Origin of the sequence: Rhizobium sp. 768_B6_N1_8 (assembly GCF_051811225.1) — a bacterium.
In the GTDB taxonomy this organism is placed as follows: Bacteria; Pseudomonadota; Alphaproteobacteria; order Rhizobiales; family Rhizobiaceae; genus Rhizobium.
The window spans coordinates 1,672,889-1,699,111 of the sequence record NZ_JBPWPV010000002.1; the positions used below are offsets into that span (position 1 = coordinate 1,672,889).

The 26,223-nt window shown below is 59.8% G+C and carries 29 protein-coding genes; 10 read left to right on the top strand and 19 right to left on the bottom strand.

Going from position 1 to position 26,223, the window contains the following annotated elements; translation table 11 throughout:
• Positions 1-17: 17 nt before the first annotated feature.
• From AB8B33_RS31955 to AB8B33_RS31970, 4 genes are read right to left on the bottom strand one after another with little or no spacing between them, the layout of a single operon-like run.
• Positions 18-785, bottom strand: a complete 768-nt coding sequence (locus AB8B33_RS31955; RefSeq protein ID WP_310381227.1) for an amino acid ABC transporter ATP-binding protein — start codon at positions 783-785, stop codon at positions 18-20.
• Complete coding sequence (locus AB8B33_RS31960) at positions 782-1,540, bottom strand: amino acid ABC transporter permease (protein ID WP_310381224.1); 759 nt, start codon at positions 1,538-1,540, stop codon at positions 782-784. Before AB8B33_RS31960 ends, AB8B33_RS31955 begins: the two co-directional genes overlap by 4 nt.
• Positions 1,537-2,244: an amino acid ABC transporter permease gene (locus AB8B33_RS31965; protein ID WP_439018434.1), complete on the bottom strand. Its 708-nt coding sequence runs from the start codon at positions 2,242-2,244 to the stop codon at positions 1,537-1,539. The genes AB8B33_RS31960 and AB8B33_RS31965 overlap by 4 nt, the downstream gene beginning before the upstream one ends.
• Positions 2,241-3,020 (bottom strand): SDR family oxidoreductase, encoded by a 780-nt coding sequence (locus AB8B33_RS31970; RefSeq protein ID WP_439018435.1) that lies wholly within the window; start codon positions 3,018-3,020, stop codon positions 2,241-2,243. Before AB8B33_RS31970 ends, AB8B33_RS31965 begins: the two co-directional genes overlap by 4 nt.
• Positions 3,021-3,253: 233 nt before the next feature.
• Between AB8B33_RS31970 and nac the strand changes: the two genes are divergently transcribed.
• On the top strand, positions 3,254-4,159 hold the full coding sequence (gene nac, locus AB8B33_RS31975; protein ID WP_439018436.1) for a nitrogen assimilation transcriptional regulator NAC: 906 nt from the start codon (positions 3,254-3,256) through the stop codon (positions 4,157-4,159).
• A gap of 41 nt (positions 4,160-4,200) precedes the next feature.
• On the opposite strand, the gene AB8B33_RS31980 is transcribed toward nac, so the two are convergent.
• The 13 genes from AB8B33_RS31980 to AB8B33_RS32040 all read right to left on the bottom strand — a co-directional run bounded on the left by AB8B33_RS31980 (position 4,201) and on the right by AB8B33_RS32040 (position 16,264).
• A complete protein-coding gene (locus AB8B33_RS31980; RefSeq protein WP_439018437.1) occupies positions 4,201-5,406 on the bottom strand; it encodes a pyridoxal phosphate-dependent aminotransferase in 1,206 nt (401 codons plus the stop codon).
• 48 nt (positions 5,407-5,454) lie between these two features.
• On the bottom strand, positions 5,455-6,222 hold the full coding sequence (locus AB8B33_RS31985) for a 5-oxoprolinase subunit PxpA (protein ID WP_310381211.1): 768 nt from the start codon (positions 6,220-6,222) through the stop codon (positions 5,455-5,457).
• A gap of 30 nt (positions 6,223-6,252) precedes the next feature.
• A complete protein-coding gene (locus AB8B33_RS31990) occupies positions 6,253-7,248 on the bottom strand; it encodes a biotin-dependent carboxyltransferase family protein (protein WP_439018438.1) in 996 nt (331 codons plus the stop codon).
• A complete protein-coding gene (gene pxpB, locus AB8B33_RS31995; RefSeq protein ID WP_310381206.1) occupies positions 7,245-7,952 on the bottom strand; it encodes a 5-oxoprolinase subunit PxpB in 708 nt (235 codons plus the stop codon). Before pxpB ends, AB8B33_RS31990 begins: the two co-directional genes overlap by 4 nt.
• Positions 7,949-8,368: an acetyl-CoA carboxylase gene (locus AB8B33_RS32000; RefSeq protein ID WP_439018439.1), complete on the bottom strand. Its 420-nt coding sequence runs from the start codon at positions 8,366-8,368 to the stop codon at positions 7,949-7,951. The genes pxpB and AB8B33_RS32000 overlap by 4 nt, the downstream gene beginning before the upstream one ends.
• Entirely contained in the window at positions 8,365-9,753 is a 1,389-nt protein-coding gene (locus AB8B33_RS32005) for an acetyl-CoA carboxylase biotin carboxylase subunit (protein WP_439018440.1), read from the bottom strand. Before AB8B33_RS32005 ends, AB8B33_RS32000 begins: the two co-directional genes overlap by 4 nt.
• Positions 9,750-10,175: an acetyl-CoA carboxylase biotin carboxyl carrier protein gene (locus AB8B33_RS32010; protein WP_439018441.1), complete on the bottom strand. Its 426-nt coding sequence runs from the start codon at positions 10,173-10,175 to the stop codon at positions 9,750-9,752. The genes AB8B33_RS32005 and AB8B33_RS32010 overlap by 4 nt, the downstream gene beginning before the upstream one ends.
• A gap of 492 nt (positions 10,176-10,667) precedes the next feature.
• Positions 10,668-11,966: an ATP-binding protein gene (locus AB8B33_RS32015; protein ID WP_439018442.1), complete on the bottom strand. Its 1,299-nt coding sequence runs from the start codon at positions 11,964-11,966 to the stop codon at positions 10,668-10,670.
• A 29-nt stretch (positions 11,967-11,995) separates the two neighbouring features.
• Positions 11,996-12,655: a response regulator gene (locus tag AB8B33_RS32020; RefSeq protein ID WP_439018443.1), complete on the bottom strand. Its 660-nt coding sequence runs from the start codon at positions 12,653-12,655 to the stop codon at positions 11,996-11,998.
• Between the two features lie 185 nt (positions 12,656-12,840).
• Positions 12,841-13,521 carry an outer membrane protein gene (locus AB8B33_RS32025; RefSeq protein WP_439018444.1) on the bottom strand — a complete coding sequence of 227 codons (681 nt, stop codon included), beginning with the start codon at positions 13,519-13,521 and terminating at the stop codon, positions 12,841-12,843.
• 14 nt (positions 13,522-13,535) lie between these two features.
• Positions 13,536-14,273 carry a methyltransferase family protein gene (locus AB8B33_RS32030; RefSeq protein ID WP_439018445.1) on the bottom strand — a complete coding sequence of 246 codons (738 nt, stop codon included), beginning with the start codon at positions 14,271-14,273 and terminating at the stop codon, positions 13,536-13,538.
• Positions 14,274-14,278: 5 nt separating this feature from the next.
• Positions 14,279-15,040: a carboxy-S-adenosyl-L-methionine synthase CmoA gene (gene cmoA, locus AB8B33_RS32035; protein ID WP_113320986.1), complete on the bottom strand. Its 762-nt coding sequence runs from the start codon at positions 15,038-15,040 to the stop codon at positions 14,279-14,281.
• Positions 15,041-15,241: 201 nt separating this feature from the next.
• Positions 15,242-16,264 carry a methyltransferase gene (locus AB8B33_RS32040; protein ID WP_439018446.1) on the bottom strand — a complete coding sequence of 341 codons (1,023 nt, stop codon included), beginning with the start codon at positions 16,262-16,264 and terminating at the stop codon, positions 15,242-15,244.
• 891 nt (positions 16,265-17,155) lie between these two features.
• Here AB8B33_RS32040 and AB8B33_RS32045 point away from each other — a divergent pair.
• The 6 genes from AB8B33_RS32045 (at position 17,156) to AB8B33_RS32070 (ending at position 23,140) form a co-directional block, all read left to right on the top strand.
• On the top strand, positions 17,156-19,531 hold the full coding sequence (locus AB8B33_RS32045) for a methyl-accepting chemotaxis protein (RefSeq protein ID WP_439018447.1): 2,376 nt from the start codon (positions 17,156-17,158) through the stop codon (positions 19,529-19,531).
• A 297-nt stretch (positions 19,532-19,828) separates the two neighbouring features.
• Positions 19,829-20,146 carry a PepSY domain-containing protein gene (locus AB8B33_RS32050; protein WP_439018448.1) on the top strand — a complete coding sequence of 106 codons (318 nt, stop codon included), beginning with the start codon at positions 19,829-19,831 and terminating at the stop codon, positions 20,144-20,146.
• A 32-nt stretch (positions 20,147-20,178) separates the two neighbouring features.
• Complete coding sequence (locus AB8B33_RS32055; RefSeq protein WP_439018449.1) at positions 20,179-20,781, top strand: general stress protein; 603 nt, start codon at positions 20,179-20,181, stop codon at positions 20,779-20,781.
• A gap of 90 nt (positions 20,782-20,871) precedes the next feature.
• Positions 20,872-21,375 (top strand): YciE/YciF ferroxidase family protein, encoded by a 504-nt coding sequence (locus AB8B33_RS32060; protein ID WP_439018450.1) that lies wholly within the window; start codon positions 20,872-20,874, stop codon positions 21,373-21,375.
• A gap of 104 nt (positions 21,376-21,479) precedes the next feature.
• Entirely contained in the window at positions 21,480-21,833 is a 354-nt protein-coding gene (locus tag AB8B33_RS32065; RefSeq protein WP_439018451.1) for a hypothetical protein, read from the top strand.
• Positions 21,834-21,967: 134 nt separating this feature from the next.
• Positions 21,968-23,140 (top strand): GAF domain-containing sensor histidine kinase, encoded by a 1,173-nt coding sequence (locus AB8B33_RS32070; RefSeq protein WP_439018452.1) that lies wholly within the window; start codon positions 21,968-21,970, stop codon positions 23,138-23,140.
• 65 nt (positions 23,141-23,205) lie between these two features.
• On the opposite strand, the gene AB8B33_RS32075 is transcribed toward AB8B33_RS32070, so the two are convergent.
• Entirely contained in the window at positions 23,206-23,607 is a 402-nt protein-coding gene (locus tag AB8B33_RS32075) for a response regulator (protein ID WP_439018453.1), read from the bottom strand.
• A 74-nt stretch (positions 23,608-23,681) separates the two neighbouring features.
• Between AB8B33_RS32075 and AB8B33_RS32080 the strand changes: the two genes are divergently transcribed.
• The 3 genes from AB8B33_RS32080 to AB8B33_RS32090 are packed head-to-tail and all read left to right on the top strand — an operon-like array spanning position 23,682 to position 25,665.
• Complete coding sequence (locus AB8B33_RS32080; RefSeq protein ID WP_439018454.1) at positions 23,682-23,942, top strand: hypothetical protein; 261 nt, start codon at positions 23,682-23,684, stop codon at positions 23,940-23,942.
• Positions 23,935-24,354 (top strand): CopG family transcriptional regulator, encoded by a 420-nt coding sequence (locus AB8B33_RS32085; protein WP_439018455.1) that lies wholly within the window; start codon positions 23,935-23,937, stop codon positions 24,352-24,354. The genes AB8B33_RS32080 and AB8B33_RS32085 overlap by 8 nt, the downstream gene beginning before the upstream one ends.
• Positions 24,355-24,381: 27 nt before the next feature.
• Positions 24,382-25,665: an extracellular catalytic domain type 1 short-chain-length polyhydroxyalkanoate depolymerase gene (locus AB8B33_RS32090; protein ID WP_439018456.1), complete on the top strand. Its 1,284-nt coding sequence runs from the start codon at positions 24,382-24,384 to the stop codon at positions 25,663-25,665.
• Positions 25,666-25,940: 275 nt separating this feature from the next.
• On the opposite strand, the gene AB8B33_RS32095 is transcribed toward AB8B33_RS32090, so the two are convergent.
• Positions 25,941-26,180, bottom strand: a complete 240-nt coding sequence (locus AB8B33_RS32095) for a hypothetical protein (protein ID WP_310381160.1) — start codon at positions 26,178-26,180, stop codon at positions 25,941-25,943.
• Positions 26,181-26,223 lie beyond the last annotated feature (43 nt).

The window sequence follows — 26,223 nt, forward strand, 5'->3', positions numbered from 1 at the left end:
TATGAAGTCGTGCCCCGTCAATGCCGCAGGTCCGACAGGAAGCGCTGGGCGCGCGGATGACGGGGATTTTTGAAGAATTCGTCCGGTGTTGCCGTTTCCAGGATCTCGCCGGCGTCGATGAACCAGATCCGATCGGCGACATCGCGAGCGAAGTTCATCTCGTGCGTCACACAGAGCATCGTCATGCCTTCTGCCGCCAGACCCTTCATGACGGTCAGAACTTCGCCGACCATCTCCGGATCGAGCGCGCTCGTCGGCTCGTCGAAGAGCATGACCGGCGGCTCCATCGCCAGCGCCCGGGCGATCGCCACACGCTGCTGCTGTCCGCCGGACAGTTGGCCCGGATAGGAATTCGCCTTGTCGGCAAGACCGACGCGGTCAAGCAGCTTGATGGCCTTGTCATGAGCCACGTTCGCCGCCAGACCCTTGACCCTGATCGGCGACATCGACACGTTTTCGACGACGGACAGATGCGGGAAGAGATTGAAGCTCTGGAAGACGAAGCCGATTTGGCTGCGCAAGCGGTTGAGTTCGCCTGCCCGCATCCTGGCGTGAATGTTCTGGCCCTCGAATTCGATGGAGCCGCTGCTGATCTCCTCGAGCCGGTTGACCGTGCGGATCAAGGTCGACTTGCCCGAGCCGGACGGCCCGCAGATGACCACGACTTCCCCGCGCTTTACCTCAGCGTCGATGTTCTTGAGCACCGGATGGTCGCCGTAGCTCTTGCAAACCCCCGTCAGGCGAATGGCCTGCCCGTCCTGCGGCTTTGGTTGAAGCGCGGTCATAGTTGCTCCGTAAGTGTCTTGAGAGCCACGCTCTCGGCCGGGAGACGAACGTTGACGGGTCCGGCACGGCGACGCGTGATGCGCCGCTCGACGGTATTGGCAACATAGGTCAGGCTCCAGCAGAGCACGTAGTAAACGAGGGCAAGCACAAGGAAGACCTGGAAGGGCTGGGTGAGCAGCTGGTTGTTGACCTGGCTTGCCGCAAAGGTCAGATCCGGGACATTGATGACGTAGCCGAGCGTCGTATCCTTGATCGTCGAGACGAAGGTCGAGATCATGCTCGGGATCATGTTGTAGAGCGCCTGCGGCAGGATCACATATCGCATCGCACCCATGTAGCTATGCCCGAGAGCGCGCGCGGCATCCATCTGCCCCTGACCGAGCGAGACGATGCCAGCCCGCACCACTTCGCTGAGGAACGCCCCCTCGTAAATGACGAGCGTCACGAGCATGATCCAGAAGCTCGGCACGTCGGCGCCAGTCCAGAGCGGTACGAGGAAATAGAACCACAGGATCAGCATCAAGAGCGGCACGCCGCGCGTCACGTAGACGAGACCCGTCACCGGCCATCTGAGGGCGGTGAACTTCGACAGGCGGGCAAGCGCCAGCAGGATGCTGACGGGAAAGGCGAGCGCGATCGCCAGCGCCGACAGAAGAAGCGTATTAGCAAGGCCGCCGAGCGGGCCGTTCGGATACTGGCCGATCAGAAGCAGGAGCCAGTAGTCCTTGATGATGGCGACGACGTCCTGGATCATCGGCGCACCTTCCAAGCCGGGTCGGCGCGCATCGAGATCGCCGCGCCGGTGCTCATGATGATGAGCGAGAAGAACAGATAGATCACCGTGCCGATCAGGTAGATCTCGAAGGTGCGGAAGCTGACATTGTCGATCTCCTTGACCGCATGGGTCAATTCCGAGGCACCGACAACGATGGCGAGACTGCTATTCTTGAAGAGCGAAACGGAATGATTGATCAGCGGCGGCAGCGCGTTGCGGATGCCCTGCGGCATGATGACGAAACGCATCGCCGAGACGTAGCCGTGGCCAAGCGCCTTGGCCGCCTCCATCTGCCCAGGACTGACGGCACGAAGACCGGAGCGAAGGTCCTCGCTAAAATAGGCGGCCTGGCAGAGCCCGAGCCCGATGACCGCAAAGATTGCTTCGGCGTTATGCTCAGCAAGCCAGCCCGTCACGGCATCCGGCATCAGCGTGTAGATCCCGAAGTACCAGAGCATGAGCTGCACGAGGGTCGGGACATTGCGATGGTAGGAGACATAGGCCTTTACGACCGGATCGGCGAACCGGATCGGCGAGATGCGCAGGCAGAGCAACAGGATGGCGAGCGTCATGGCGAGCAGCCATGAACCGGCATAGATGACGAACGTCATGACGATCCCATGCGCGAGCATGGAGAGGTATTCCCGATTAGACAGGATCGCAGAGAGATCGAATCCGCTCACGGTCTTGCCCCTTCGCTGCGATCGTCGGCGGCCGGCGACTGCGGCTTTGCGGTCTGCAGGCCGCCCATGACCTGCAGGGTGGGCGTGATTTCCATATGGCCGATATTGACGGCAACCGGGGCCGCGATGGCAAAGGCGATTGCATCGGCGATGTCGCTTGCCTGCGGCAGTTCGAACCCGTCGATGAACCGTTCGCGCACGCTCGGATCGTTGCCGTGAACGTGGTTGAAGATATCCGTCGCTACGCGGCCGGGGCAAATTTCGGTGACGCGTACCCGTTTGCCGAAGGCGTCGATGCGCAATTGGTTCGACAACATGGCGACACCCGCCTTGACGGCGTGATAGGTCGAGTTGCCCCCAAAATTATAGTTGCCGGCAATCGAGGAGATATTGATGACGTGACCGCGATCGCGCGCGACCATACCCGGAACAATCAGACGGCACAGATGCAGGACGGCACGCAAGTTGACGTCGACGAGAAGATCGATGTCGCCCTCGTCGGCTTCGAGGAATTTCTTCGGCCGGTCGACGCCGGCATTGTTGACGAGAATGTCGAACTCAACGCGGCCGGCAAGTTCGGCGATCGCCTGGCGATCGGTCACGTCGATGGTGTGAGCGATGCAGCCAGTGCGGGCAGCAAGTGCTGCCAAGGCGTCGCTACTGCGGGCGATCGCGTGCACCTCGATGTTTTCGCGGGCGAACCGCTCCACGATCGCTGCGCCGATACCGGAGGAAGCGCCGGTCACCAATGCTGTCTTGTAATCTGCGAATGGCATCTGCGTTCCCTTGTTGTTGGCGCGGACCTTAGCGGAGCTTTGAACCCTTGCCTAAGACCGATTATGTCTGGAGCAATAAGCAACTCTTATGGATGCGGTTCAGGCGCCGAACCCCCTCTCGCGCAGGGCTTCACACGATCGTTCTGGCCTGACGAGGCCGACTGGCGGGCGCGTTGCAAAAGCGCGGCAGCTCTGTAAACATGCATTGCAATGCCTGTAACGCACCTTCGCAAATGGATATAAAACGCCTCAAGTCCTTCATCGTCATCGTCGACAGCGGCAGCATCACGCGTGCAGCCGACATCCTGCATCTCGCCCAGCCGGCGCTCAGCCAGCAGCTTGCGGCGCTGGAGGACTATTTCGGCCAGAAACTGCTGATCCGCAGCCAGCAGGGCGTCAGCATGACGGATGCCGGACACGCTGTGTATCGACATGCCCAAATCATCCTCAGGCAGATGGAACAGGCCCAGGCCGATGCCGCCGCCGCCGGCAATTCGCTTGCGGGGCGCGTCTCGGTCGGCCTCGTCCCCTTCAGCAGCGCGGCGATGTTGTCGGTCGATCTCTTATCCGAAACCAGGAAGCGCCATCCCGGCATTCTCCTGCATCTGACCGAAAGCGTCGGCCAGACCTATAGCCAGTTGATCATGAACGGCCGGCTGGAAATGGCACTGATCCATGGTGTCGGTCCGATCAAGGGCGTCCGTTTCGACCCGATCCTGAGTGAGGAATTCTACCTTGTCGCGCCCCAGGACTTCGCCATAGAAGCGGATGCCAAGCCAATCCCGATCGGCGCGCTTGATGGCATCCCGCTGCTCTTGCCGCCGGCCTACAACTTCGTGCGCCGAGCCGTAGACACAGCATTTACCCGTAGCCGGATCAACCTGAAAGTTGTCGCTGAAGTCGAGGTCGTCAGAACGCTGGCGCGTGCGGTTGCAAGCGGCCTTGGGGCGACGATCATGCCGAAAGCGATCGCCGACCGCATCGTCGCGGAAGCAAGCGAGCCGCTCGTCTGCCGGGTCGTTTCTCCCCGCATCGAGGAGACCCTGTCGCTCTGCACGTCCGATCAGAATGCCCTGTCGGAACCCGCCCTTGCCGTTCGGGGCATTCTCGTCGAACTAACCGAACGCCTGAAGGTCTGAAAAGCCCGCCAGAGACGGGCCTTTCGTGCGCATCTGAACCGTCAGCGCATGTTGGCACAGAACTCAGCAATACGCGCGCATCCTTCGCGCAGCATCTCCATGCTCGTCGCATAGGAGATGCGGAAATAGGGGCTCATGCCGTAGGCCGCGCCCTGGACGGTTGCGACATGGTGCTCGTCGACGAGCCCCATGACGAAATCGACGTCACCCTCGATTTTGCGGCCACCCTTGGTGGTCTTGCCGATCAGGGAGGCCATGTTCGGATAGACGTAGAAGGCGCCTTCCGGCTTGTGGCAGCACAGGCCGTCGATCTTCGACAGGGCATCGACGACGTAGTCACGCCTTTCCCGATAGATCGCCGCCCTTTCCTTTAACAGCTCCTGAGGGCCGTTGAGCGCGGCAATCGCGGCGGCCTGGGCGACCGTCGAAATACCGCCGCCATTCTGGCCGTTGACGTTGCTGATGGCCCCGATCAGCGCCTTGGAGCCGCTGGCGCAGAAGCCCAGTCGCCAGCCGGTCATGGCATAGGCCTTCGAAACGCCGTTCATCGTCAGCACCCGGTCGTAAAGTCTGGGTTCCACCTCGGCGATGGTGCAGAACTCGAAGTCGTCATAGACCAGATGCTCGTAGATATCGTCGGTTAGGATCCAGACATGCGGATGGCGCAGCATCACCTCGGCGATCGCCGCCATGTCGGCACGCGAGCAGGCAGCCCCCGTCGGATTGTTGGGAAAATTCAGCACTAGCCATTTCGTGCGTGGCGTGATCGCCGCGTCGAGGTCTTCCGCACGCAGCTTGAAACCGGCCTGTTCGAAACAAGGTACGGCCACCGGCACGCCGCCCGCAAACTTGACGATGTCGGCGTAGCTCACCCATGACGGCGTCGGGATGACAACCTCGTCGCCGGGATTGCAGGTCGCAAGCATCGCATTGAAGATCACCTGCTTGCCACCGCCCGAGACGACGATCTGGCTGGCGTCATAGTCGAGGTTGTTGTCGCGCTTGAACTTTCCGGCGATTGCCGCCTTCAGCGCCGCGGTACCGTCCATCGGTGGATATTTCGTATCGCCGGCAAGTGCTGCGGCATGCGCCGCTTCGATGGCATGGGCAGGTGTTGGAAAATCCGGCTCTCCCGAAGACAGGCTGACGACCTTGATCCCCTTGGCGGATAATTCACGGGCACGCTGGGTCATTGCGGCTGATGCGGATACGGAAACGTTCTTCAGACGGTCGGCTATGGATGACATGGAACAGATCTTTCGCTCTTGGATGGATTCGGCGATCAGCGGGCAACGTCACGAGGCAAGTTCGGATGCGGGTGCCAACACTGCGCCGACGGCTTCAATTTCGTTGCGGATCAGGCTTGCAAGTTCGAGCGAGCCGGGGGTGTCGCTGTGCACCAGGATGGACCGCGCCGGCATCGCGATGATGCTGCCGTCGATCGCCTCGACGGTGCCCTCGAGAAGAAAACGGCGCACGCGTGCGCGCACCGACGCCTCGTCCTTGACGAGCGCCCCGGCAAGGCCGCGGGCGACGAGATTTCCGGCCGCATCATAGGCGCGGTCGGCAAGGAAGAGCGCCAGCCTCTTCAGCCTGGCCCGCTTGGCCGCTTTCTCGATCTCGCTGCCGGGCGTGACGAAAATCACCAACCTATCGTCCACCTTTGCGATCGCGTCCATCATCAGGTCGGCCAGCTGCGGGTCCCGGTTGACCATGTTGCCCATCGCGGCATGGAAGCTGAAGTGAGCAACGCTCATGCCTTGCGCGCTGGCGATCGCCGAAAGCGCGCCGAGCTGATAGAGCAGTTGCTGGCGCAGTTCGTCCGGCTGGAACGACATCTCGCGGCGGCCGAAGCCGGCGCGATCGGGCAGGCCCGGATGGGCGCCGATGCCGACGCCGTTTTCCTTTGCAAGACGCACCATCCGCCCCATCGTCTCAGGATCTCCGCCATGGAAACCGCAGGCGATATTGGCTGACGAGACGATCCTCATCATCGCTTCGTCGTCACAAAGCCGATAGGGCCCAAATCCTTCGCCCATGTCGGAATTCAGATCGATCTTCATCGCGTCCTCCATTTCAACCCACCCGCTCCGTCAGCCGATCACGCCGAGCGCTCGTTTGACCATCGCTGCAGTGCGCCTGACATTATCGACATAGTGGGTGACCACCTGCTCGATTGCCCTTGCCTCGGCATGGGTTGCGCGAACGAACCTTACCCTGCTGCCGATGCGCGCCTGGCCGAGCCGCCACAGGTCACTTTCGATCACACCCGCAATCTTCGGGTATCCGCCTGCCGTGTTTGCATCGCTCATCTGAATGATGGGCTCGCCGCCCGGTGGAACCTGAACCACGCCAGGAATCACCCCATGCGAGCGCATTTCGACAGGCGCAGCCGGCTTGATCGGTTCGCCGGACAGCCGATAGCCCGTCCGGTCGCTCTGCGAGGAGATCCGCCAGGCCTGGCTCCAGAACCGGTCGGCGTCGGCGCCGTAAAGCTCGTGCTCGCCGGCGACGATGGCACGAACCGAAAGCTCTCCATCGATGGCCTCGGGAAAGAGATTGCGCAAGGCGACCTCCGGTTCGATGACAGAGATGCCGCCCTTCGGGAGCGGCAACGCCTCGTCGGCAGCCGCGATCGAGAGCGTGTCGCCGGTAGCCAGCGGCCTGCCGCAATTGCCGCCGAACCCGCCGCGCAGCGTGGTACTGCGCGATCCCATGAGGAGAGGCACGTCGAACCCACCGGCCACCATGATGTAGGCACGTGCCAGACGACGGGGCTGCTCGAGCTCCAGGACATCGCCCTTGGCTGCGCGATGTGTGCACCATGGCAACAATGTACGTCCGGTGAGGCGTGGCCTGCCTTCCGCGCCAGTGACGACAAAATCCGCGTCGACGGCAAAACGAAGCTTGAACGGAAAGGTCTGTACTTCGATGGCGGCAGCACTCTCTGGGTTGCCAAGCAGAATGTTGCCGACCTTGACGGCGAGCGGATCCATGGCGCCGCTCGCCGAGACGCCGATGTCGCGATAGCCGGGCCGGCCGAGATCCTGGATCGTATTGAGGGGACCTGTCTGGACGATCTCGATCACAGTTCGATCCTTTCCGGCACGAAACGCACGCGGTCACCGGGTGCCATCAAGGCGGGCGTCGACGACGTCGGGTCGAACATCTTGAGATCGGCATAGCCGATCGAATTCCAGCCGTTTGGCCCGGTCAGCATGGCGACGCCGGTTTGCATGCCGCCGATCGTGACGCAGCCCTTTTCCATCCGAAGCGACGGTACGGTCTTGCGCGGCATGTAGATGCGTGGGTCGAGGCCGTGCAGGTAACCGAAGCCCGGCGCGCTTCCGAGCGCAAAGACCCGGTAGGACGCTTCATGGTGGATCCGCACGATCTCCCGGTCTTTCAACCCCGACAGGTTGCAAAGGGCAGGAAGATCGGTAGCGAATTCTCCGCCGTATTGAACGGGGATTTCGATCGTCTTGCCGGCCAGATCGATGCTGCGGGCTTCCTGCCACGCGGTCTGCAGCCGCTCGACGACGGGGGTCGGGTCTTCCGGCGTCTCTTTCAGGATCGCCAGCAGATTGGTCATGCCCGGAATGACTTCCGCCACGTCATGCCATGTCGAAACCAGGCGCGATGTCGCCCAGATGAGGCGCTGGGCGGGAAGATCAAAGTCGCCTGGCGCCTCGAGCAGGAAGGATTTCGCCCCGATGAAGGAAACCCGCGCACCGTCCCGAACGACAGTCAGCGTCTCATCTCGCGGGGCATGGTTGTTGGGCTGTATCGTCATGTAAATTGCTCGAGTTCGAACAAGGGTTCGCCAAAGCCCACCAGGGCATCGGCATCGGCCAGGCGTCGCCGCACTATGGCCGCGCGACCGGCTGACAGAGGAAGGAGGATCGGCCCGACAGCGATGAAGCCGAGGATGTCGTCTTCGCCGACCCAGTGCGACGCGCTGTTGCTCGCCTCCCCGCCCGGTTCCGACGGTCGAAAATGGCCGGCCAAAGGCGCCTTGAGGAAGAAAGTGGAAGTGGAGACCTGCGGGGTGGTGGCCGAACCGGAAACCGCAACGTCCTTTCCCTTGGCAATAACGATCCGCAGATGGCCGTCGGGCGTGGTGATCTCAAGACCCTCGACCCCTGCCCTCGTCAGCGCATCGGTGAGCGTGGCAATCGCTTCGGCGTCCGTAAGGTCGATTTTGCTCATGTCGACCTCCGCCGTGCGAGCCATTGTTCGAGATAGTGGATATCCGTCCCGCCGCTGGCAAAGGCCTCGTCATCAAAGAGCGCGCGCAGGAAGGCAAGATTGGTCGAAATTCCATCGATCTCGGTCGCAGCCAATGCCTCGCGCATCCTGGCGATCGCCGCCGGTCGGTTCGGTGCATGCACGATCAGCTTGGCGATGAGGGAGTCGTAGTAGGGAGAAACCCTGTATCCTTCATGGATGTGCGTATCCACCCGCACGCCCTCACCTTCGGGAAGTGTCAGACGACCGATCATCCCGGCCGACGGCAGGAAGCTATCCGGATCCTCGGCATTGATACGGCATTCGATCGAATGGCCGGTGCATCGGACCTCGGCTTGATCGATCTCCAGACGGCAGCCCTGGGCGACCTTGATCTGCTCCTGGACGATGTCGAGACCGCTCGTCATTTCGGTGACAGGATGTTCGACCTGCAGGCGCGTATTCATCTCGATAAAATAGAACCTGCCGTCCTCGAAGAGAAACTCGAAAGTCCCGACGCCGCGATAGCCGATCTGACGGCAGGCCTCCACGCAGGCCAGCCCGACGGGATCGATGATCCGCGGCGAGATACCCGGGGCTGGCGCCTCCTCGACCACTTTCTGATGGCGACGCTGCATAGAGCAGTCCCGATGGCCGAGCCAGAGAGCATTTCCGTTGTTGTCGCAGAGGACCTGGATCTCGATGTGACGAGGATGCTGGAGGAATTTTTCCATGTAGAGCTCGGCCGAGCCGAAGGCCTGTCGCGCTTCCTCGCGGGTCAGCGCGACGGCTTCATGCAGCTGCCCCGCATCGGCAACGACGCGCATGCCGCGACCGCCACCACCGCCAGCGGCCTTTATGATGACGGGGTATCCGATCTTACGGGCGGTGCGTTCGATCACATCCCGGTCTTCCGGAAGGGCCGTGTCCGGCCCGGGCACGCAGGGAACGCCGGCTGCGATCATCGCCCGCTTTGCGGCAATCTTGTCACCCATTGTTGCGATGGCCGAGGCTGGCGGTCCAATGAAGACGAGGCCGGCTCTTTCGACCGCCTCCGCAAAAGCCGCCTTCTCCGACAGGAAACCGTATCCGGGATGAATGGCGCCGGCACCGGTCAGCCGGGCGGCAAGCAGGATTGCATCCTGATTGAGATAACTCTTTGCCGCCGGAGCAGGTCCCACGCAGAGGAAGTGTTCAGCGTCGCGCCGGTATGGCGCCTGCCTATCGGCCTCCGAGCAGATCATGACCGTCTTGATCCCAAGAGCGTGGCAGGCACGCTGGATCCTCGTTGCGATCTCGCCGCGGTTGGCGATCATCACGGTATCGAACCGGAGAGGCGCCGCTGCACTGTCGGAAGACTGCCTCATGCCGTGATCTCCGCAAGGAGGTCACCGGTCTCCACCTCGCCACCGTCGATCTCGGACAGACGCGTGATGCGTCCCGCGCGCGGAGAGGTAATGCGGTTGAATACCTTCATGGCCTCGATGATGAACAGCGTCTGACCTTCCTCGACGGTCTCGCCCAACTGCACGAACGCCGGTTCGCCGGGAGAGGGAGCGCGGTGGAGGATGCCGAAGATGGGCGCCCTGACTGTCACCGCGGCGGTGTCGGCCGTTACCGGTCCCGTAACCGCGTCCTTGGAAGGGTCAGATAAGACCGGAGCGGGCGCGGCTGCCTGATCGTTGAGGCGAAAGATCTGGACGGTCGTGTCCTTCTGTGTGACCGTCAGCTCAGTGACGTTCGACCGCCCAACGAAGTCGATCAAGGTCTTTATCTTTTCCAGATCCATGAGCATCTCGGTATTTGGAATGCAACTTCCAGCCGCACCCGACGGCGACGACTGCATGACCATTCCCTAGCATGATGCTTGTGACGATGGGGTCAGACGAAGTTTTGATGACCGGCAATTTGCGCCGACCGGCACGGTGAGGCACGGTTCGCAGAGAGCCCAATAATCTTCGGCTCCGACCGTTCGATGCGGAGTATATGTCCAGTCGGAGGTCTTTGAGCGTATCCCGAATGCTCTGCGATCTCGCAGGCACCCTCCACAATAAAGAAGCGTATCTGAGCTTTCAGCATCAAGTCGATGCGGTCGGCGCTCAGGCCTTTCGTGATCGCGCTCGGCGTCTCGATCTGCTTCTTCCGGCAGATGATCGGCGCATTGGGCAAGCGATACGATGATGGGCTGGACTGGTGGCGCCGCATTCGCCTTTTGGCTCGCCCACCAGTTCGCCCGCAGACAACTCGTCGTCAGATGTGGACCCAAAGGGCGACCTGAAGCTCATCGCCGCAGAACGATCCGGGCCTCGAAACCATCTCCACGGCTGCTCGCTGGCGAGCGGAGCTCCAATACTCCACCCATCTGGCGAACGATCGTATCGGCAATGGCAAGTCCGAGGCCGGCGCCCTTGGCAACAGTCGCACCTCTGCGAAATCGAACTTTCAGGCTTTCCAGTTCTGCAGCAGAAAGCACGGGGCCGTCATTGGCGATACTGATGCTGCCATCATCGTCGACCGAAACGCCGATCGTGCCTCCGGGACTTCCGTGCAGGATGGCATTCTCGATGAGATTGCTTGCGACGATCCCGAAGGCGTCCACATCGACGGCACGCATCAGGGGATCTGCCGAAGCGGAGTAGATAAGCCTCTTGCCCGTTGCAGGATTGCGCTGATAGTCGCGGACGATCAGGCTGAGTACCTTGCCGAGATCGGCCACTGTGGCCGTCTGCCCAAGACCCGCGTCGGCTCGAGCAAGCTGCAGAAGTTTTTCCGATGTGCGCCCAAGCTTGGTGAGCGCGGTCTCGATGTTCCGTGCGCGAGCTTTCGACGCTTCGTCCGGCAACTCGGCAAGAAGTCTCTGTGTCTGCGCCAAGGCCCCGGCTACAGGTGTCCGAAGCTCATGAGCGCTGTTGGTGGCGAATTCCCGTTCCGCATCGATGGTCGCCTTCACGCGCTGCAGCAGCAGATTCACTGACTGAGCGATCGGCCTCAATTCTCGTGGAATCGTCTCCGTCTCGACAGGAGAAAGGTTGCCACCGTCCTTTTCCGAGATCGCTGTGCGCAGCTTGTTGATGGGATCTACTGCGCGTCTCGCAATCCACATCATCAACAGGACGCTGACAGGCAGCAGAATGGCGAGCGGGATAAGCATCGTGACAGCGCTTTCCCGCACGGCCTCACGTCGGTGGCTCAACCGGTCGGCCGTCTGAAGGAAAAGAGCGCCGTGCGAGCTCTTCGCGGTGTAAAAGCGATATTTTTCAGAATCATGGAAGCCGACAGTGAGTGGGGCGTCGAATGGCTCGACGGGAGCGTCTTTCGAACGGAAGACAACCACTCCGTCGGCGGTTCGAACCTGGTAGACGAGATATTCATGTTTCGACGTCGTGGGCGGCGCCCGCTCGGGCTGCTCACCGCCCTGAACATTCGGCAGGTGCCCCTCCTCCACGATCGCCAGCAGCCGTTCGGTGGTTTCCTCAAGCGCGTTGTCGAAGATCTCGTCGAACTCACTCCGCATCACGAAGATGCCAAGCCCGATCGCACCAAGCCAGAACGCGACCAGCGCGCCCGTGAGCGCGGCCATGAGGGGTCGGATGATGCTGCGGTTCCTCGTCATTCAACTGACAGCATATAGCCGATGCCGCGGGCTGTCCTGATCTTCTCCATCCCAATCTTCTTGCGAAGCCTGCTGATGTACACCTGCACCGTATTGCTCTCGACCTCCTCGCCAAACGCATAGAGGGCATCCTCGATCCGTTTCAGCGCAACGAGCTTTCCCGGTCGCTCGACGAGGAGATCGAGCAATGCCCATTCGCGCGGCGTCAACTGAACGTCCTGTCCGCCCACGCTGATAGAGTGCGTAGATCGCTCGATCACGAGATCTGCTATCTGAATGGTGTTTTGCCGACGTCCCTCGTAGCGACGCCGGACGGCAAGGATTCGAGCTTCGAGTTCGTCGAGATTGAAGGGCTTGATCAGATAATCGTCCGCGCCGGCGTTCAGCCCGGCGATGCGGTCGGATATCTGATCTCGAGCGGTCAGGACGATGACCGGAGCGTCACCTCCCCTTGCCCGAAAATATTCAAGGAAGACCAGGCCGTTGCCATCGGGAAGCTGCAGGTCAAGGAGGACCAGGCCGTAGTCGATGGACTTGCTCGCCGCTTCTGCGTCGATGATCGTACGGACCCAGTCCGTCGCATAACCTGCCGTGTTCGTATGGTCCCGGACCGCATCGCCGATGATGTCGTCGTCCTCGATCAAGAGAATACGCACGATCTATTCCTTCCAGCCTTACGCCTTGGAGAGCGCTCGATGGCGGTGTCATACCAGACCATTGCCAACGTAGCACTCTCAGGCGTCGTTGCGGCTATCGAGAACCAGTCCATCCCCTGATCCCAGACGGTCGTGCGGACAAGCGACCAGCATCTGAAGGTCAGCGCTGATCGCTTCCTCGTGTTTTACCAGTGGTAGGAAATACCGACATTGACGGCGTTGGTGACGATGTTCGTCTTCAGGCGGTCGCCGCTGTCGATCGGAACGTCGACGCGCGAATAGGTGCCCTTGTATTCCACGAAGGTCGACCAGTTGTCGGTGACGCGGAAGTCGACGCCAGCCTGCGCCTGGAAAGTCACGCCGCCGAATTCATAGTCGAAGGTCGTGCCCTGCGGACGGGTGACTTCAACGTGCGGAATGTTTACCCCGACACCGGCGCCGAGATAGGGGGTCCATCGACGAGCCGGGTCCTTGAAGCGATAGAGGCCGTTGACCGTCAGGAGGTTCAGGCCGTCGGTGAATTCGAAATGCGTCCAGCCCGGTGAACGTGCCATCGTCTCGTCATCGGCATAGACCTTGTCATGGGTATAGTCGAGCGACACGCCCCAGTTCGGCAGGTTGAAGTCGCCGAGCCACCAGGTGACGCGGCCGCCGTAATAGGGCGGGCTGCCGAACGACTTGCCCTCCCAGCCGGCGCTGAAGGAGGTGCCGTCGGAAACATCGACGTGGCTATGCGGCGCCGTCTGGTAACCGCCATAGATGGAAAATTCCAGATCCTCGGCCGAAGCTGTGCCGGCCACCGATGCAAGCGCGGAAAACGCAATGCCCGCCAGAAGCACGGCGGAAAGACGCAATGCAAGTCTCATTGGATACTTTCGGATTAGATTTCTTTAAATACGCCACGCTTTTTGAAAGCGCTGACTAAGCCTGTGAGGGCGAGAACGGCCGCAAGCAGCAATACCAGCACGATTGCACGGGCTTGTTCCTGCTCCGTAATCGAGCCGACTGCGACCCTGTAAAACTCGGTTGCCAACAGTGCGATAAAGGTTGACGACACCGTGGAATAGTCCTTCGCCACGACCCGTTTCAGCTTGAACGCCATCCCCCTCGTCGATTCGTCAAAGGCGCCGCGCTTAAATGTCCATCGCGGGACATCTCGGCAGTAGGCTTTGTAGGCTGCGCCGAACTTATCATGGAGGAAAGCCTCTTCGGCGTAGACAATGCACTGGTAGAAAAAGGCGAAGAGAGTGCATCCGACCACGATCACGACCGGATTGCCGTGGAAGACGAACAGTCCGACGTAGATCAGCATGTTGCCTACGTAGAGCGGATTTCTGCAGACGCCGAACATGCCCTCGGTGACAAGCTCATCGGCGTAAACACGTTTGTTCAAGCCGCCCCGCCTGATGTAGGCATAGCCAATGACGCTTGCCCGCAAGATCAGCCCACTGACCACGATGAGCAGGGCCAGCGCGTCCTTCGCCTGTTCAAGCGCAGGATTTCCCCATGGCGCGGTCGACGGCGGCGCGGCGATAAAGAGCGCTATGATGATCAGCGGGAAAGCCTGATTGCGATACTTGAAGAGGAACGTGCCAATCCTCAGCATGATGTCTTTCATGATGCTCACTTGATTGCGACGATCCCGCAGAAATTGTACCAGCGGAAGAAGACCTCTGTGCTCTTGAAGCCGACCTCACGAAGGAGCTGGATGTTTTCCTCCAAGCGGTAAGGAATAAGGACGTTTTCCAGCGCCTCCCGCTTCTTCGAGATCTCGATGGTGGAGTAACCGTTCCGTCGCTTGAAATCGTAGTAGTGATCAATAAACAGGCGGTTGAATGTCGTGTCTTCACTGGTCAGCTTTTCAACCAGGAGCAGGCACCCCTGGTCGTTGAGCCCGTCGTAAATCGTCCGCATGACCCGCTCGCGGTAGAGTGGACGAACAAACTGCAGCGTCAGCACCATCGTTACGACGCTTGCCTTCTCAATCGAGAAGCCGCGATGAAGGTCGACCGTGTGAAGATCGATTGAGCGGTTGGTTCCTGACTCCGCGATCTTTTCGGCAGCTTTCTTCAGCATCTCCGGAGCATTGTCGATCCCGACGAAATCGATGTGATTGTCGACTTCACGGTCCAGCGCCAGAAGGGTCGTGGCCGTGGAGCAGCCGATGTCATAGAGTTTCGACTGAGGCTGTGCGAAATCCCTGGCGAGCTCGCAAACCATCCGTTGCATCTCGCCATAAAAAGGAACCGATCTGCTGACCATATCGTCAAAGACATTCGCGACGGTCGAGTTGAACGAAAAGTCGGCAACGGAATCGTGTTCTTCAGCAAAAACTTCGTCTCGCGAATTGGTATGCAATATTAGACGGTTAGACTGTTCGGTCATATCCGCTCCCAGGTCGATGAATGGAAATTGGACGCGTCATTTCCCCGCCCATAATGCGTCACAAAACTTTAACATCGAATCCTGACAATAGGCTGAAAGCGCGGTTGTATTAGACCTCGCGTCTGGTCCTCACGTCCTGGAAAAGCATGATCTGGGCGACCCGGCACGTGTCGGCCAGGTGGCGCAGGCGACTGTCGCCGGCTATTCAAAAAGAATGAGGCTTGCCGGAGTTGGCGGTAGCGGTTTGACCATGACGCCAGCAAAGCCGGCCAGTCTTGCCATCTCAGTCAGCTCATTTTGCGTATAAGCCTGACCGGCCGGCGTGCCGGCAAGCATCTCCCAGGAGAAGGCCGCGGGGAAAGGCGGCGACACGCCATCTTCGTTAGGCACGAAATCAACCGCGACGATCCGACCATCCTCAGCAAGGCTCGCGATGATCCTTCGCAACAGTTGGGCACATGTCGGCAAATCGAAGTGGTGCAGAAAATTCGGAAGTAGCACGAGATCATAACCCGTGCCCCATTCCACATCGAAGGCACTGCCGGCGATCGTCCGGTACCGATCGGCCACTCCGGCTTTTTCCGCATTCTGCCTCGACAGCTCCAATACGGAGGCCCAGTCGACGGCGACGATCTCCGCCGATGGAAGGGCCTTCGCAATTTCGATCCCGAAAACGCCTGGACCTGCAGCGATGTCCAAAACCTTTTTGGGAGGCCTCGGCCAGCCGGAGATCTCGCCAGCCAGTGCTTTGGCGCTCAGTCCGGTAAAGGAGCCCATGCCGCGCGCAAATTTCACCCAAACGGGGTTGTCTGCCGACATGTTCGCAAGCCCGGCCGAACCGCCGTTTCGCACGACGGCGGCCGGATCGCGCAGAAAATTATCCAGTATTTCAGGTGCGGCGGTGAATTCGACGGCAGAGCCCATATAGGCTGGCGAATTGCGATCGAGGAACATTCTGGTCGAGGGTGTCATTCGGTACTGTCCGCTCTCCTTCGTCAGGAAACCATGTACCACGAGGTAGTTGCACAGGATGCGCACTCCACGCTCCGAGGCGCTTGTCGCCGACGCCAGCAATGCTGCCGTTTTGCCCTCGCCGATATGAGTAAAGAGATCGAGCTCGATGGCCGCCCTGATCGCTGCTGTCTTTCGGCATGCAAACAGCGCATCGACCACGAGTTCGGGCGACACTACGCCAGAATGGGCGTCCTCAACACTTGCTTCCATGGTATCCTCCAGAGCCTCGACCGATCTTGCTGGCAGCGTCAGCCACAGAAATTATGCGTATATCCGCATATTCTACAATACATAACATACCGCGCTAACCCTATCAGGTGAACAGGCCTCAATGGCCGAGTTGTCCTGCCGGCCGCCGCCGTTATTCGAGTTGCTCGTCCTCGCCTGCCGGCTGCAGATCGAGCATGGCAACCCGGCGGGGCAGCAGATGCGGCCCTTGGCTGACAGAGGCCAATCGATATTCTGGATTGGAGCACGTTAGGGACGCTGCTGGAGCACTGCTTGGTCAGAAAGGCGTGAGAGGCCCACGCAAAAGGCGCAACATTCGCCCGACGTGGTCGCGATTTCCTGGACTTACGCCAGCCAATCAATCCTGCGGGTTCGCCCAAGGAGACAAAGAAACGCATCAGAGCTTTCTGCATCGCGACGCGACCGCACGCGCGGGAAGCGAGAGTTTGCGTCACACCAGCGCGTGAGGAAGGGCAGCAGCAGGAGCTTCAGCGTTGCGAAGTAGAAGCGTGATCGACTGCCCGCGACATCCTATTCTGCTTCCGGGTCGGGCTCGCCACACGTCGCGATGTTCACTTGGCGCGAAACAGCGTTTTCGAATGCCGCCCACATCGGTCTCATTCTATGCTCACGCAAGTGAAGGCGACGCTACCTTGTCGTCAGATTGTTGCAAATCAACCAGTGAACGGCTGCCCATTTCATTAGCGAATACCGGACGATACACCCTAAATTAAGCCTCTTCGCATATTCCTTAATTCGCAAACGATTTTCGTAACGTTGAGGCGCGTCCCGAAATCAGTTCTCGGTCAGAGGAGCCGGGACGGAATAGTTCGGGGTGCGATCGATCACATGCCCGCTCGAGGAGGCAAGCGCATGCAGTTCAAATCGGCTACCGGACGCAATATTTTCTCCGTGGCGGCCTGTGGTGTCGTCGCCACAATCGCGGCATCGAGCGTCCTTTCCTATATCGCCTACAACGATATGCGCAAATCGAACCTCGACCAGATGCTCCAGATCGCTGCCACCAACGCGCTCAACGTTGAGAAATCCATGAGCGTGGCGCTCAATATCGTCAACGGGCTGGAAACGTCGCTATCGACGATGAAGGAAGGTGGAAACTCGGACCGCGCGGCCGCCGACGCTCTGCTCAGGAACACACTGCAGGACAATCCGATGGCGCTTGGTGTTTGGACCGGCTGGGAACCGAATGCCTTCGACGGCAAGGACAAGGATTTCGTCGACAAGGAAGGCCACGACGCTACGGGACGCTATGTGCCCTACTGGGTACGCAGTGGCGACAAGATTCAGCACACACCGCTGGTCGATTATACCGTGTCGGGCGCCGGCGACTACTACCAGCTTCCTTTTGTTCAGAAAAAGACTGTCGTCATCGAACCCTATGTTTACGCCGTCGACGGTAAGGACGTGCTGATGACCTCGGTCGCCAAGCCGATCATGGTCGAAGGCAAGGCGCTCGGCGTGGCCGGCATGGACATTTCGCTCGACGACGCCAACAAGGCGATCTCCGCAGTCCACCCGATGGAGACCGGCTATCTCAGTCTCGTAACGGGCGCCGGCAGCATCATCAGCCATCCCTCCGTCAAACTTGCAGGCACGAATATCAAGGATGGCGGGGATCTGACCGCCGGTTGGGATCGGCTGATCGCAAGACCAGGAGTTGAACAGGAGATCGCAGGCCCCGACGGCCAGACCTATTTCTCGGTTGCCTATCCGGTAAAGCTCACGAATGACCTGAACTGGTATGCGGTCGTTTCGGTGCCCAAATCCACGGTCTTCGCCCAACTGAACAACATGGTCTGGAGCGCAGTTGCGATCACGGCTGTCGCCGCTTTCCTGCTCGGTCTCGCAGGCTGGCTCATTGCCCGCAGATTCATCCGCCGCATAGAGGGTGTGATCTCCGAGACTGATCGTATCGCCCATGGCCAACTTGACGTGCAACTGAGCGACAAGAATGCGAAGGACGAAATCGGCGACCTCTCGCGCTCCCTCGGCATCCTGCTGGAAAGCAATCGTCAGAAGATCAAGCTCGAAGTCGATGCGGAAACGTCACGGGCTCGCGAGGAGGTCGAACGGCAGGAACGTTCCGTCCTCCATGCCGCCCGCGAGGATTCAATCAAGTTCGCAGTGAGCGAGCTCGGAAACGGGCTCGCCAGCCTCTCGAATGGAGACATGACCGTCCGGCTGGAAAAGCCGTTCACTGACTCCCTCGACAAGATCCGCGTCGATTTCAACGCGTCTGTCGAAAAACTCCAGGCAGCCCTGATTGCCTTCTCCGAAAACGCCGCCGTCATCCAAGCCGGTTCTGAGGAAATCCGCTCGGGCGCCGATGATCTCGCGCGCCGCACAGAGCAGCAGGCGGCTTCCGTCGAGGAGACGGCCGCCGCGCTCGAGCAAATCACGACGTCCGTCAAGGACTCCACCCTTCGCGCCGAGGAGGCAGGGGCTCTCGTTGGTCGAACTAAGGAAGGTGCGGAAAAATCCGGGGAGGTTGTGCGCAGTGCCGTTGAGGCCATGAGAGGCATCGAGCAATCCTCGCAGTCGATCTCCAACATCATCGGCGTAATCGACGACATCGCCTTCCAGACAAACCTGCTTGCCCTCAATGCCGGCGTTGAAGCGGCGCGTGCTGGGGAAGCAGGCAAGGGTTTTGCCGTCGTCGCACAGGAAGTGCGTGAACTCGCACAGCGCTCGGCGGCGGCAGCCAAGGAGATTGAGGCGCTGATCACCTCGTCCGGCGACCAGGTCAAGCGTGGCGTCAGCCTGGTCGGCCAGACCGGCAAAGCATTGCAGGCGATCGTCGCCGAAGTGCAGCAGATCGACATCAATGTCCAGGCTGTTGTCCAGGCAGCCCGAGAGCAGTCGACGGGTCTCACGGAGATCAACACGGCAGTCAACCAGATGGACCAGTCGACCCAGAAGAATGCCGCAATGGTCGAGGAATCGAACGCCGCCTCGCATACGCTGGTGACGGAGATATCGGCTCTCTCAGGGCGTCTGGCCCAGTTCAATCTCGGTCAGGCGGCAAAGGCGGCCTCTGCCGCTCGCGCGACTATCAGGCCGTCGGCGCGCCCGGTCGCGACCCTTGTTGCGCAAAGAATGGTTCCCGCCTCGGCCACCGGCTATAAGCCCGCTCCCTCGCCGGCCCGCACACTCGGTGGGAAGCTCGCAGTCGCGCTTGGCACGTCGCCTGCACAGGTGACGACCGAGGGCAACTGGGAAGAGTTCTAACGCGGTACGCACCATGTCTGGATGGCGCCGATTGGCAATGTGATGTTGGCCGGTGTTTGAGCTTTGCGGGTCGGATGCAGTCATGTCTCCGGCCTGTTTACGTGTCCGATATGGCAGCTGGCCCTGATCTTGTCCGCTTGAACCGATCCCTATCAGGTTCATCCACGGTCTCATCCTTTCTGACATGCAAAGGTCGGCACGCCGCATATTCCGGGAAGGTGCACGGAACTTATACAGGCTGGATAGGTTGTCTCTTCACGGCCGTGTGAACCCGGTCAGAGAAAGAGAAAAACCTCAATGAAAAATATGATCCTAGCGGCGGCGCTCGTCGGAGCGTCGGCACTGACTGCTGTCGCGCAGACAACCCCCGCACCCTCCACCGATGCCGGAACGCCCGCGGTCGCCACACCCAACACAAATAACCCGGCTGCACCGGTCGCAGGCGCAAACAGCTTCACCGAGGCTCAGGCTAAGGACCGCATCGAGAAGGCCGGCTTCTTCGAGGTCAAAGACCTCAAGAAGGACGACAACGGCATCTGGATGGCGGCAGGCATGAAGGACGGCAAAGCCGTCATGGTCGCCCTCGACTATCAGGGCAACGTCGTCGCGAAGTAACGCCACTCCTCAAATTCCCAAGGATACCTTTCATGAAAACCATTACTGGACTTTTTGACGACTACACCGACGCGAGTTCCGCCGTCAGCGCGCTTGAAGCAACAGGCGTTCCCTCGAACGACATCAGCATCGTTTCCAACAACGCCGATGATCGCCATTCCAACAACGGTGCCGCTACCGGCGCGGAATCCGGCGCGGGCCTCGGTGCCGTCGTCGGCGGCGCCGGCGGTCTTTTGACCGGGCTCGGCATTATGGCCATTCCAGGCGTCGGTCCCGTGGTCGCTGCCGGCTGGCTTGCGGCGACCGCAGTTGGTGCCGTGGCGGGTGCAGTAGCCGGCGGCGCGGCCGGCGGACTGATCGGTGCGCTGACCGCGTCAGGGGTGTCTGAGGACGACGCCAACTTCTACGCGGAAGGGGTCCGTCGCGGCGGCTCTCTGGTTACAGCCAAAGTGGACGACGCCCTTGCTCCCGAAGCCGAAGCTATCCTGAAGCGTTCGAACTGGATCGATCCTTCCCAACGCAAGGCCGCTTACAACGAGCAGGGCTGGACACGTTTCGACGAAACGCTGGACCCGTATGGGCCGGAGCAGATCGAACAGGAACGTGACCGCTACCGTCGCCCTCCGGCTGCTTGATTACAATGCACGGCTTCGTCGCGGCAGCCGTGAACCTGACCGGAAATCTGGTCCTTTACAGAAGCTATTCCAAACCCCGAGGAGCCAATGATGGCCAAGGAAACCAAAACACTCGACGTCCTGTTTCACGACACTTTGAAGGACGTATATTTTGCCGAAAACAAGATCGTTGCGACCTTGCCGAAAATGCACGAAGCGGCGAAAAGCAAGCAGCTCAAGGACGCCTTCACCAAGCATCTCGCCGAGACCAAGGTGCACGTCACCCGTCTTGAAGATGTCTTCAAGATCATCGGTAAAAAACCGGAACAGAAGACGTGCGACGCGATGATGGGCATCGTCAAGGAAGGCGCCGAAATCATGGATGAGTATGCCGGGATGCCGGCGCTCGACGCCGGCCTTCTGGCCGCAGCCCAGGCTGTCGAACATTACGAGATGGCGCGCTACGGCACCTTGCGAACATGGGCGCTCGAGTTGGGGATGAAGGATGCCGCCAAGCTCCTTCAGACGACACTCGACGAGGAACAGGCGACCGATATTGCTCTCACTTCCATCGCGACAAAAGTCGTCAATCAGAATGCCGAAAAGGCTGCCTGACGCCCTGACGTAACTGCGTCAGCCATCAGCACGCGGTCACCGCAGCAGGGCGTTGGCGGTGACCGGCCATGGAGCCTAAGCATCCGGTGGAAGGGAACTCTCCAATGACCGAATTCCAGGATATTAAGATCGTCGAGTTAAACGACGGTGCATCCGGGGCCGCAGTAGGGCCGGTCACGACAATGGTCCTGCAACTTTCGGCCGATGCGCCCGCGGCTTGGTCCGATGCCTTCAACGAGATATGGAAGGGAGGCGCATCCGTGATGAGACGGGCGGCTACGGCTTCCGGGAACACGATAACGTCGGCATGTATGCCCTACGAGTTGCAGAGCCAGATAGCGGAACTGAACAAGGTTGTCGCGGCGACCAATGCTGCCTATCGCGACAGTGTCGAGCACGACGCAGCTCGACAGGACGTCGAACTCAGGGATTTGAAGGCAACGCTGAACTACGAATAGGATGACGAGGCGGGTCAACTGAGAATATTTTCTCGTTCGTCGTCGTCACTTCATCGTCATCCACACTATGTCTTAATGAAATGACTTCCTCGCTCCAAGACTGTAAAAACAGGGCTTACAGAAGGAGCGATGCCATGGATGACATCCAGGCAGACGTCCAGGCTATCGGCCGGATGGCAGAGGTGCCGACGATCCTCGAAGTCATCTGCAAGACAACCGGGATGGGGTTTGCTGCGGTCGCTCGGGTGACGGACAGTCGCTGGATTGCATGCGCCATCCTCGATACTGTCGATTTCGGGCTGAAGGCTGGCGGGGAGCTCAAGGTTGAGTCGACGATCTGCCACGAGATTAGGCAAAGTCACGATCTCGTTGTCATCGACGACGTCGACGAGAGCCTCCAATATCGCGACCATCACACGCCTGCGATCTACGGCCTGAAAAGCTATATCTCCGTGCCGATCATCAGACGCGACGGCAGCTTCTTTGGAACGCTCTGTGCGATCGACCCGGCACCTCACAAGGTCGACAATTCCGAGACGATCGGGATGTTCCGGCTATTCGCCAAACTAATTGCCAGCAACTTGGATAACAATGCCGATCTCGTTCAGGCGCAGGTCGACCTTGCCGAGGAGCGCGAGCTCTCGGTCGTCCGAGAGCAGTTCGTTGCCGTTCTTGGCCACGATTTGCGAAATCCAATCGCTTCGATGATGGCGGGGATCAGACGCCTAAGTCGGGCGGCGGGGATGAGTTCGGAAAGCCGCGACGTTCTTGGGCTTATGCAGTCGAGTACCATCCGCATGCGCGATCTCGTCGACAACGTACTTGATTTCGCAAGAGCCCGCTTAGGAGACGGATTGAAACTGGACGTCGTGACAGGTGCGCCCTTGCGCCCTGTTCTGGAAAATGTCGTCGAAGAGATCCGTTCAGTGCACCCAGATCTGGATATCCGCACTGATTTCGAGCTCGATCGCGACGTCCGCTGCGATCATTCCCGAATTTCCCAGCTTCTTTCGAACCTGATCGGGAACGCAGTGACGCATGGCGACCGCAAGAAACCCATCGAAATCGGCGCGACGACGACAAGAGGCCGTCTGGAACTCTGGGTCGCCAACAGTGGCGAGCCGATATCAGACGAGGTGAAGACGACACTGTTTCGGCCCTTTTTCCGGGGCGAAGTCAGAAGCAGCCAGCAGGGTTTGGGTCTTGGTCTCTACATAGCGAGCGAGATCGCCAGAGTGCACGGCGGAAAGCTTTCCGTAAATTCGCACGAGTCCGAGACACGATTCACATTGACGATGCCCCTATAGTCGCGTCAGCGCAGGTCCAACAAACAGCGCGAGCGCCTCGCCCCATAGTCTGAGCAGGGCGATACTCAGGATTTGCTTGGTCCATCCGGAAAGTGCTCCTGCAATGTTTCAAGAACGGTCTCGGCGGAAAACGGCTTGCGTATGAAGCTCGCATTGCCCGGGAGCTCGCCCTCCTTCGGCACTCTCGCTCCGGACGCGACGACGACCTCTATATTCGGCCACCGCTCGGCGATCTTCCTTGCCAGTTCAAAGCCGTCGAGATCACTACCCGTCTGCACGTCCGTGAAGAGTAGCTGGAGCGAGCTATATTTCTCGAGAAACGCCAGAGCTTCGTCAGCCGTGGCCGCCTCTACGACATGATATCCGGCATCGGAAATGATGGCGGCGATATCCATCCGTATCAACGGTTCGTCATCCACGACGAGTGCGATGGGCTCCGGGATCTTGTCGAGCTGCTCTTTATCCATGCTCGGTAACACCATCCGCGAAGGCTTGTTCCAAGCTTTTGATATATTCCAAAAATAACTAGGGGCCGGCGCGATTGCAAAATCCAGATGACGGCGAAAATCCCGCCCTTCCGGCGGTGGAACGGGCCAACCGTCGCCTCAACAATAGGATTTATCGCAAACATGGGAAGCAGGACCGATCAGCCCTTGAGGGTCAGAATGAAGGTCCGAGCGATCTCTACCAAACATTCACGGTTGGCGCCTGGTTATTTTTGAGGTTTGTGATTGATGGCCTTGCAAACCATCCAGGGAACATCCATATGGCATCCATGTGGATGGTAGCGAATGATGTCTGACGGCGTTTACAAGCTTCGCGACAAAAATAGCGAGTCGGAAAAAATCACGATCAATCTCGGCTATGTCGATCTTGGTCGTATCGACCTCCTCGTGCAGGAGGGCTTTTATTCCAATCGCAGCGATTTCATACGAACAGCGATCCGAAACCAGCTCGCCGGCGAGAGTGAGGCTGTCAAACAATCCACCATCAGGCAAACGCTGGAACTCGGCCTAAGGGATTACAGCAAGGCTGATCTGGAAGCGATGAAGACCGCTGGAGAAAAGCTGGAGATCAGGGTGCTTGGACTGGCCCGGATCGCCCCGGACGTCACACCCGAACTCGCTCTTGCGACAATTGAATCGATCACCGTACTTGGCGCGCTTCAGGCGAGTGCGGAACTGAAATCGGCATTGGCCGAACGTATTCGCTAGGCTAAGGCCCGACCACAAGGACATCCGATGAACAATTTCCTCATTGCCATGAGGCGTGCGACGTCGTTGACGCGATCCTTCAATCTCGCCGAGGCAACCCGCGTGATCCAGGATGCACTCGCTCGCCGACCGATCTCCGGCGCTCATGCCTTAACGGAACCCGACATCTCGGACGCTGCACGAGCGCATCATTCGAAACCTTTTCAGATAGATCCGAACGCCGAGATCATCGAGCCTGAAACACCGCAAGCAGCCGGAGCCACGAACCCGCTTGACGGTGTTGGATTTAATCGGCTGCGAAAGCCCCTTGGCGAGACACTCAGCATCCTACGCGAGGGACGGGGAGGCTCTGGCGCATTCGCTTCCGTGCCGGGCCTGGGTCTGCACGAACCGACGAAACCTGAACTCTCTGCTGCTGTGCCGTCCGGGGCGCGATTTCTGGCACGATCCTATGCCTGCGCGGCCGGCATCCGAAGTTACAAACTCTATATACCGGCATCCAAACAGGGCCAGCCACTGGGATTGGTCGTCATGCTCCACGGCTGCAAACAAGACCCAGGCGACTTCGCCACGGGCACGGGCATGAACGCCGTTGCTGAGGCGCATGGCCTCCTCGTTGCCTATCCCCACCAGACCGGATCGGACAACGCCTCATCCTGCTGGAACTGGTTCAGGCCCTCTGATCAGACGCGCGGTGCAGGGGAGCCATCGATCATTGCTGGAATTACCGCGGAGATCATGGCGGAATTCCACCTCGATCGCAGTCGGGTTTTTGTTGCGGGACTGTCAGCCGGCGGCGCCATGGCCGCGGTTATGAGCGAGACGTATCCCGATCTTTACAGCGCCGTGGGCATTCATTCCGGACTGGCCTGCGGTTCGGCAAACGACGTCATGTCAGCCTTCTCCGTCATGCGAGGAGATGCGCCTGTCATATCTGATCCAAAACCCCGCTACCGCTCCACACCGGAGGTTCGCACGATCGTGTTTCAGGGTGGTGCAGACCGCACGGTCCATCCCTCAAATGCTGAGCGGATAGTCGCGGCGGCCATTCCGCCAGAACCCACCAGGACAATTCAAACTCATACCGGCCGCTCCCCCGGTAAGCGTGCCTACACCAGAAAAATTGTTACAAATGCGCAAGGGTTGCCGGCGCTAGAATACTGGCTTGTCGAAGGCGCCGGGCATGCCTGGTTCGGCGGCGACGCTCGCGGATCGTACACAGACCAGCGCGGGCCGGACGCAACAAATGAGATGGTGCGTTTTTTCCTCGAACCTGGCAACGCTTCGCACGAAAATGTGGCCGCTGAGTAGGTACGCGAGTGCGTCGCATCCGGAACATGGATCCTCGAGTTGCTCGGCCCACGTCAAGGGCAGCACATTGTTCGTCACCGCTGAGAAAGTGCCCGATGGCGGCAAGTGGCCGTATTCCATCGCAGACGATTTAGGTGATGGCCAGCATCGGTATCGCATAAATCGTTCGGGGTCACGTATGGCCCTGCCCGCTTTGAAGGGATTCTAGTCGACGGCCCAAACAGCGACCGTTCCGGTTCGACGCGACTTGGATCGATTGATCGCCAGCGCTTCTCTCACCTCCCAAGCCGCGCCAGTGACATTGCGATATCGATGGTGTCGTCACGGGCGACGGTCGGGTCTTCCCTGTTCCAGACGAGGCGGTCGTGAGGCGTCGGAGGTTTTAGCCGGACGAGCGCATCAACCCGCTCGGCTACCTCCTCGGCCGCGACCGCGTACAGCATGGGACAGTGACGGCAATCGCCGCGATGGGGACATACGGCCGGGATGGCGACTTCGCCATTTGGTTTGCACATAGGTCTTCTCCGGAAATTCTGGACCGGCAGCGGGCGAGCCTTC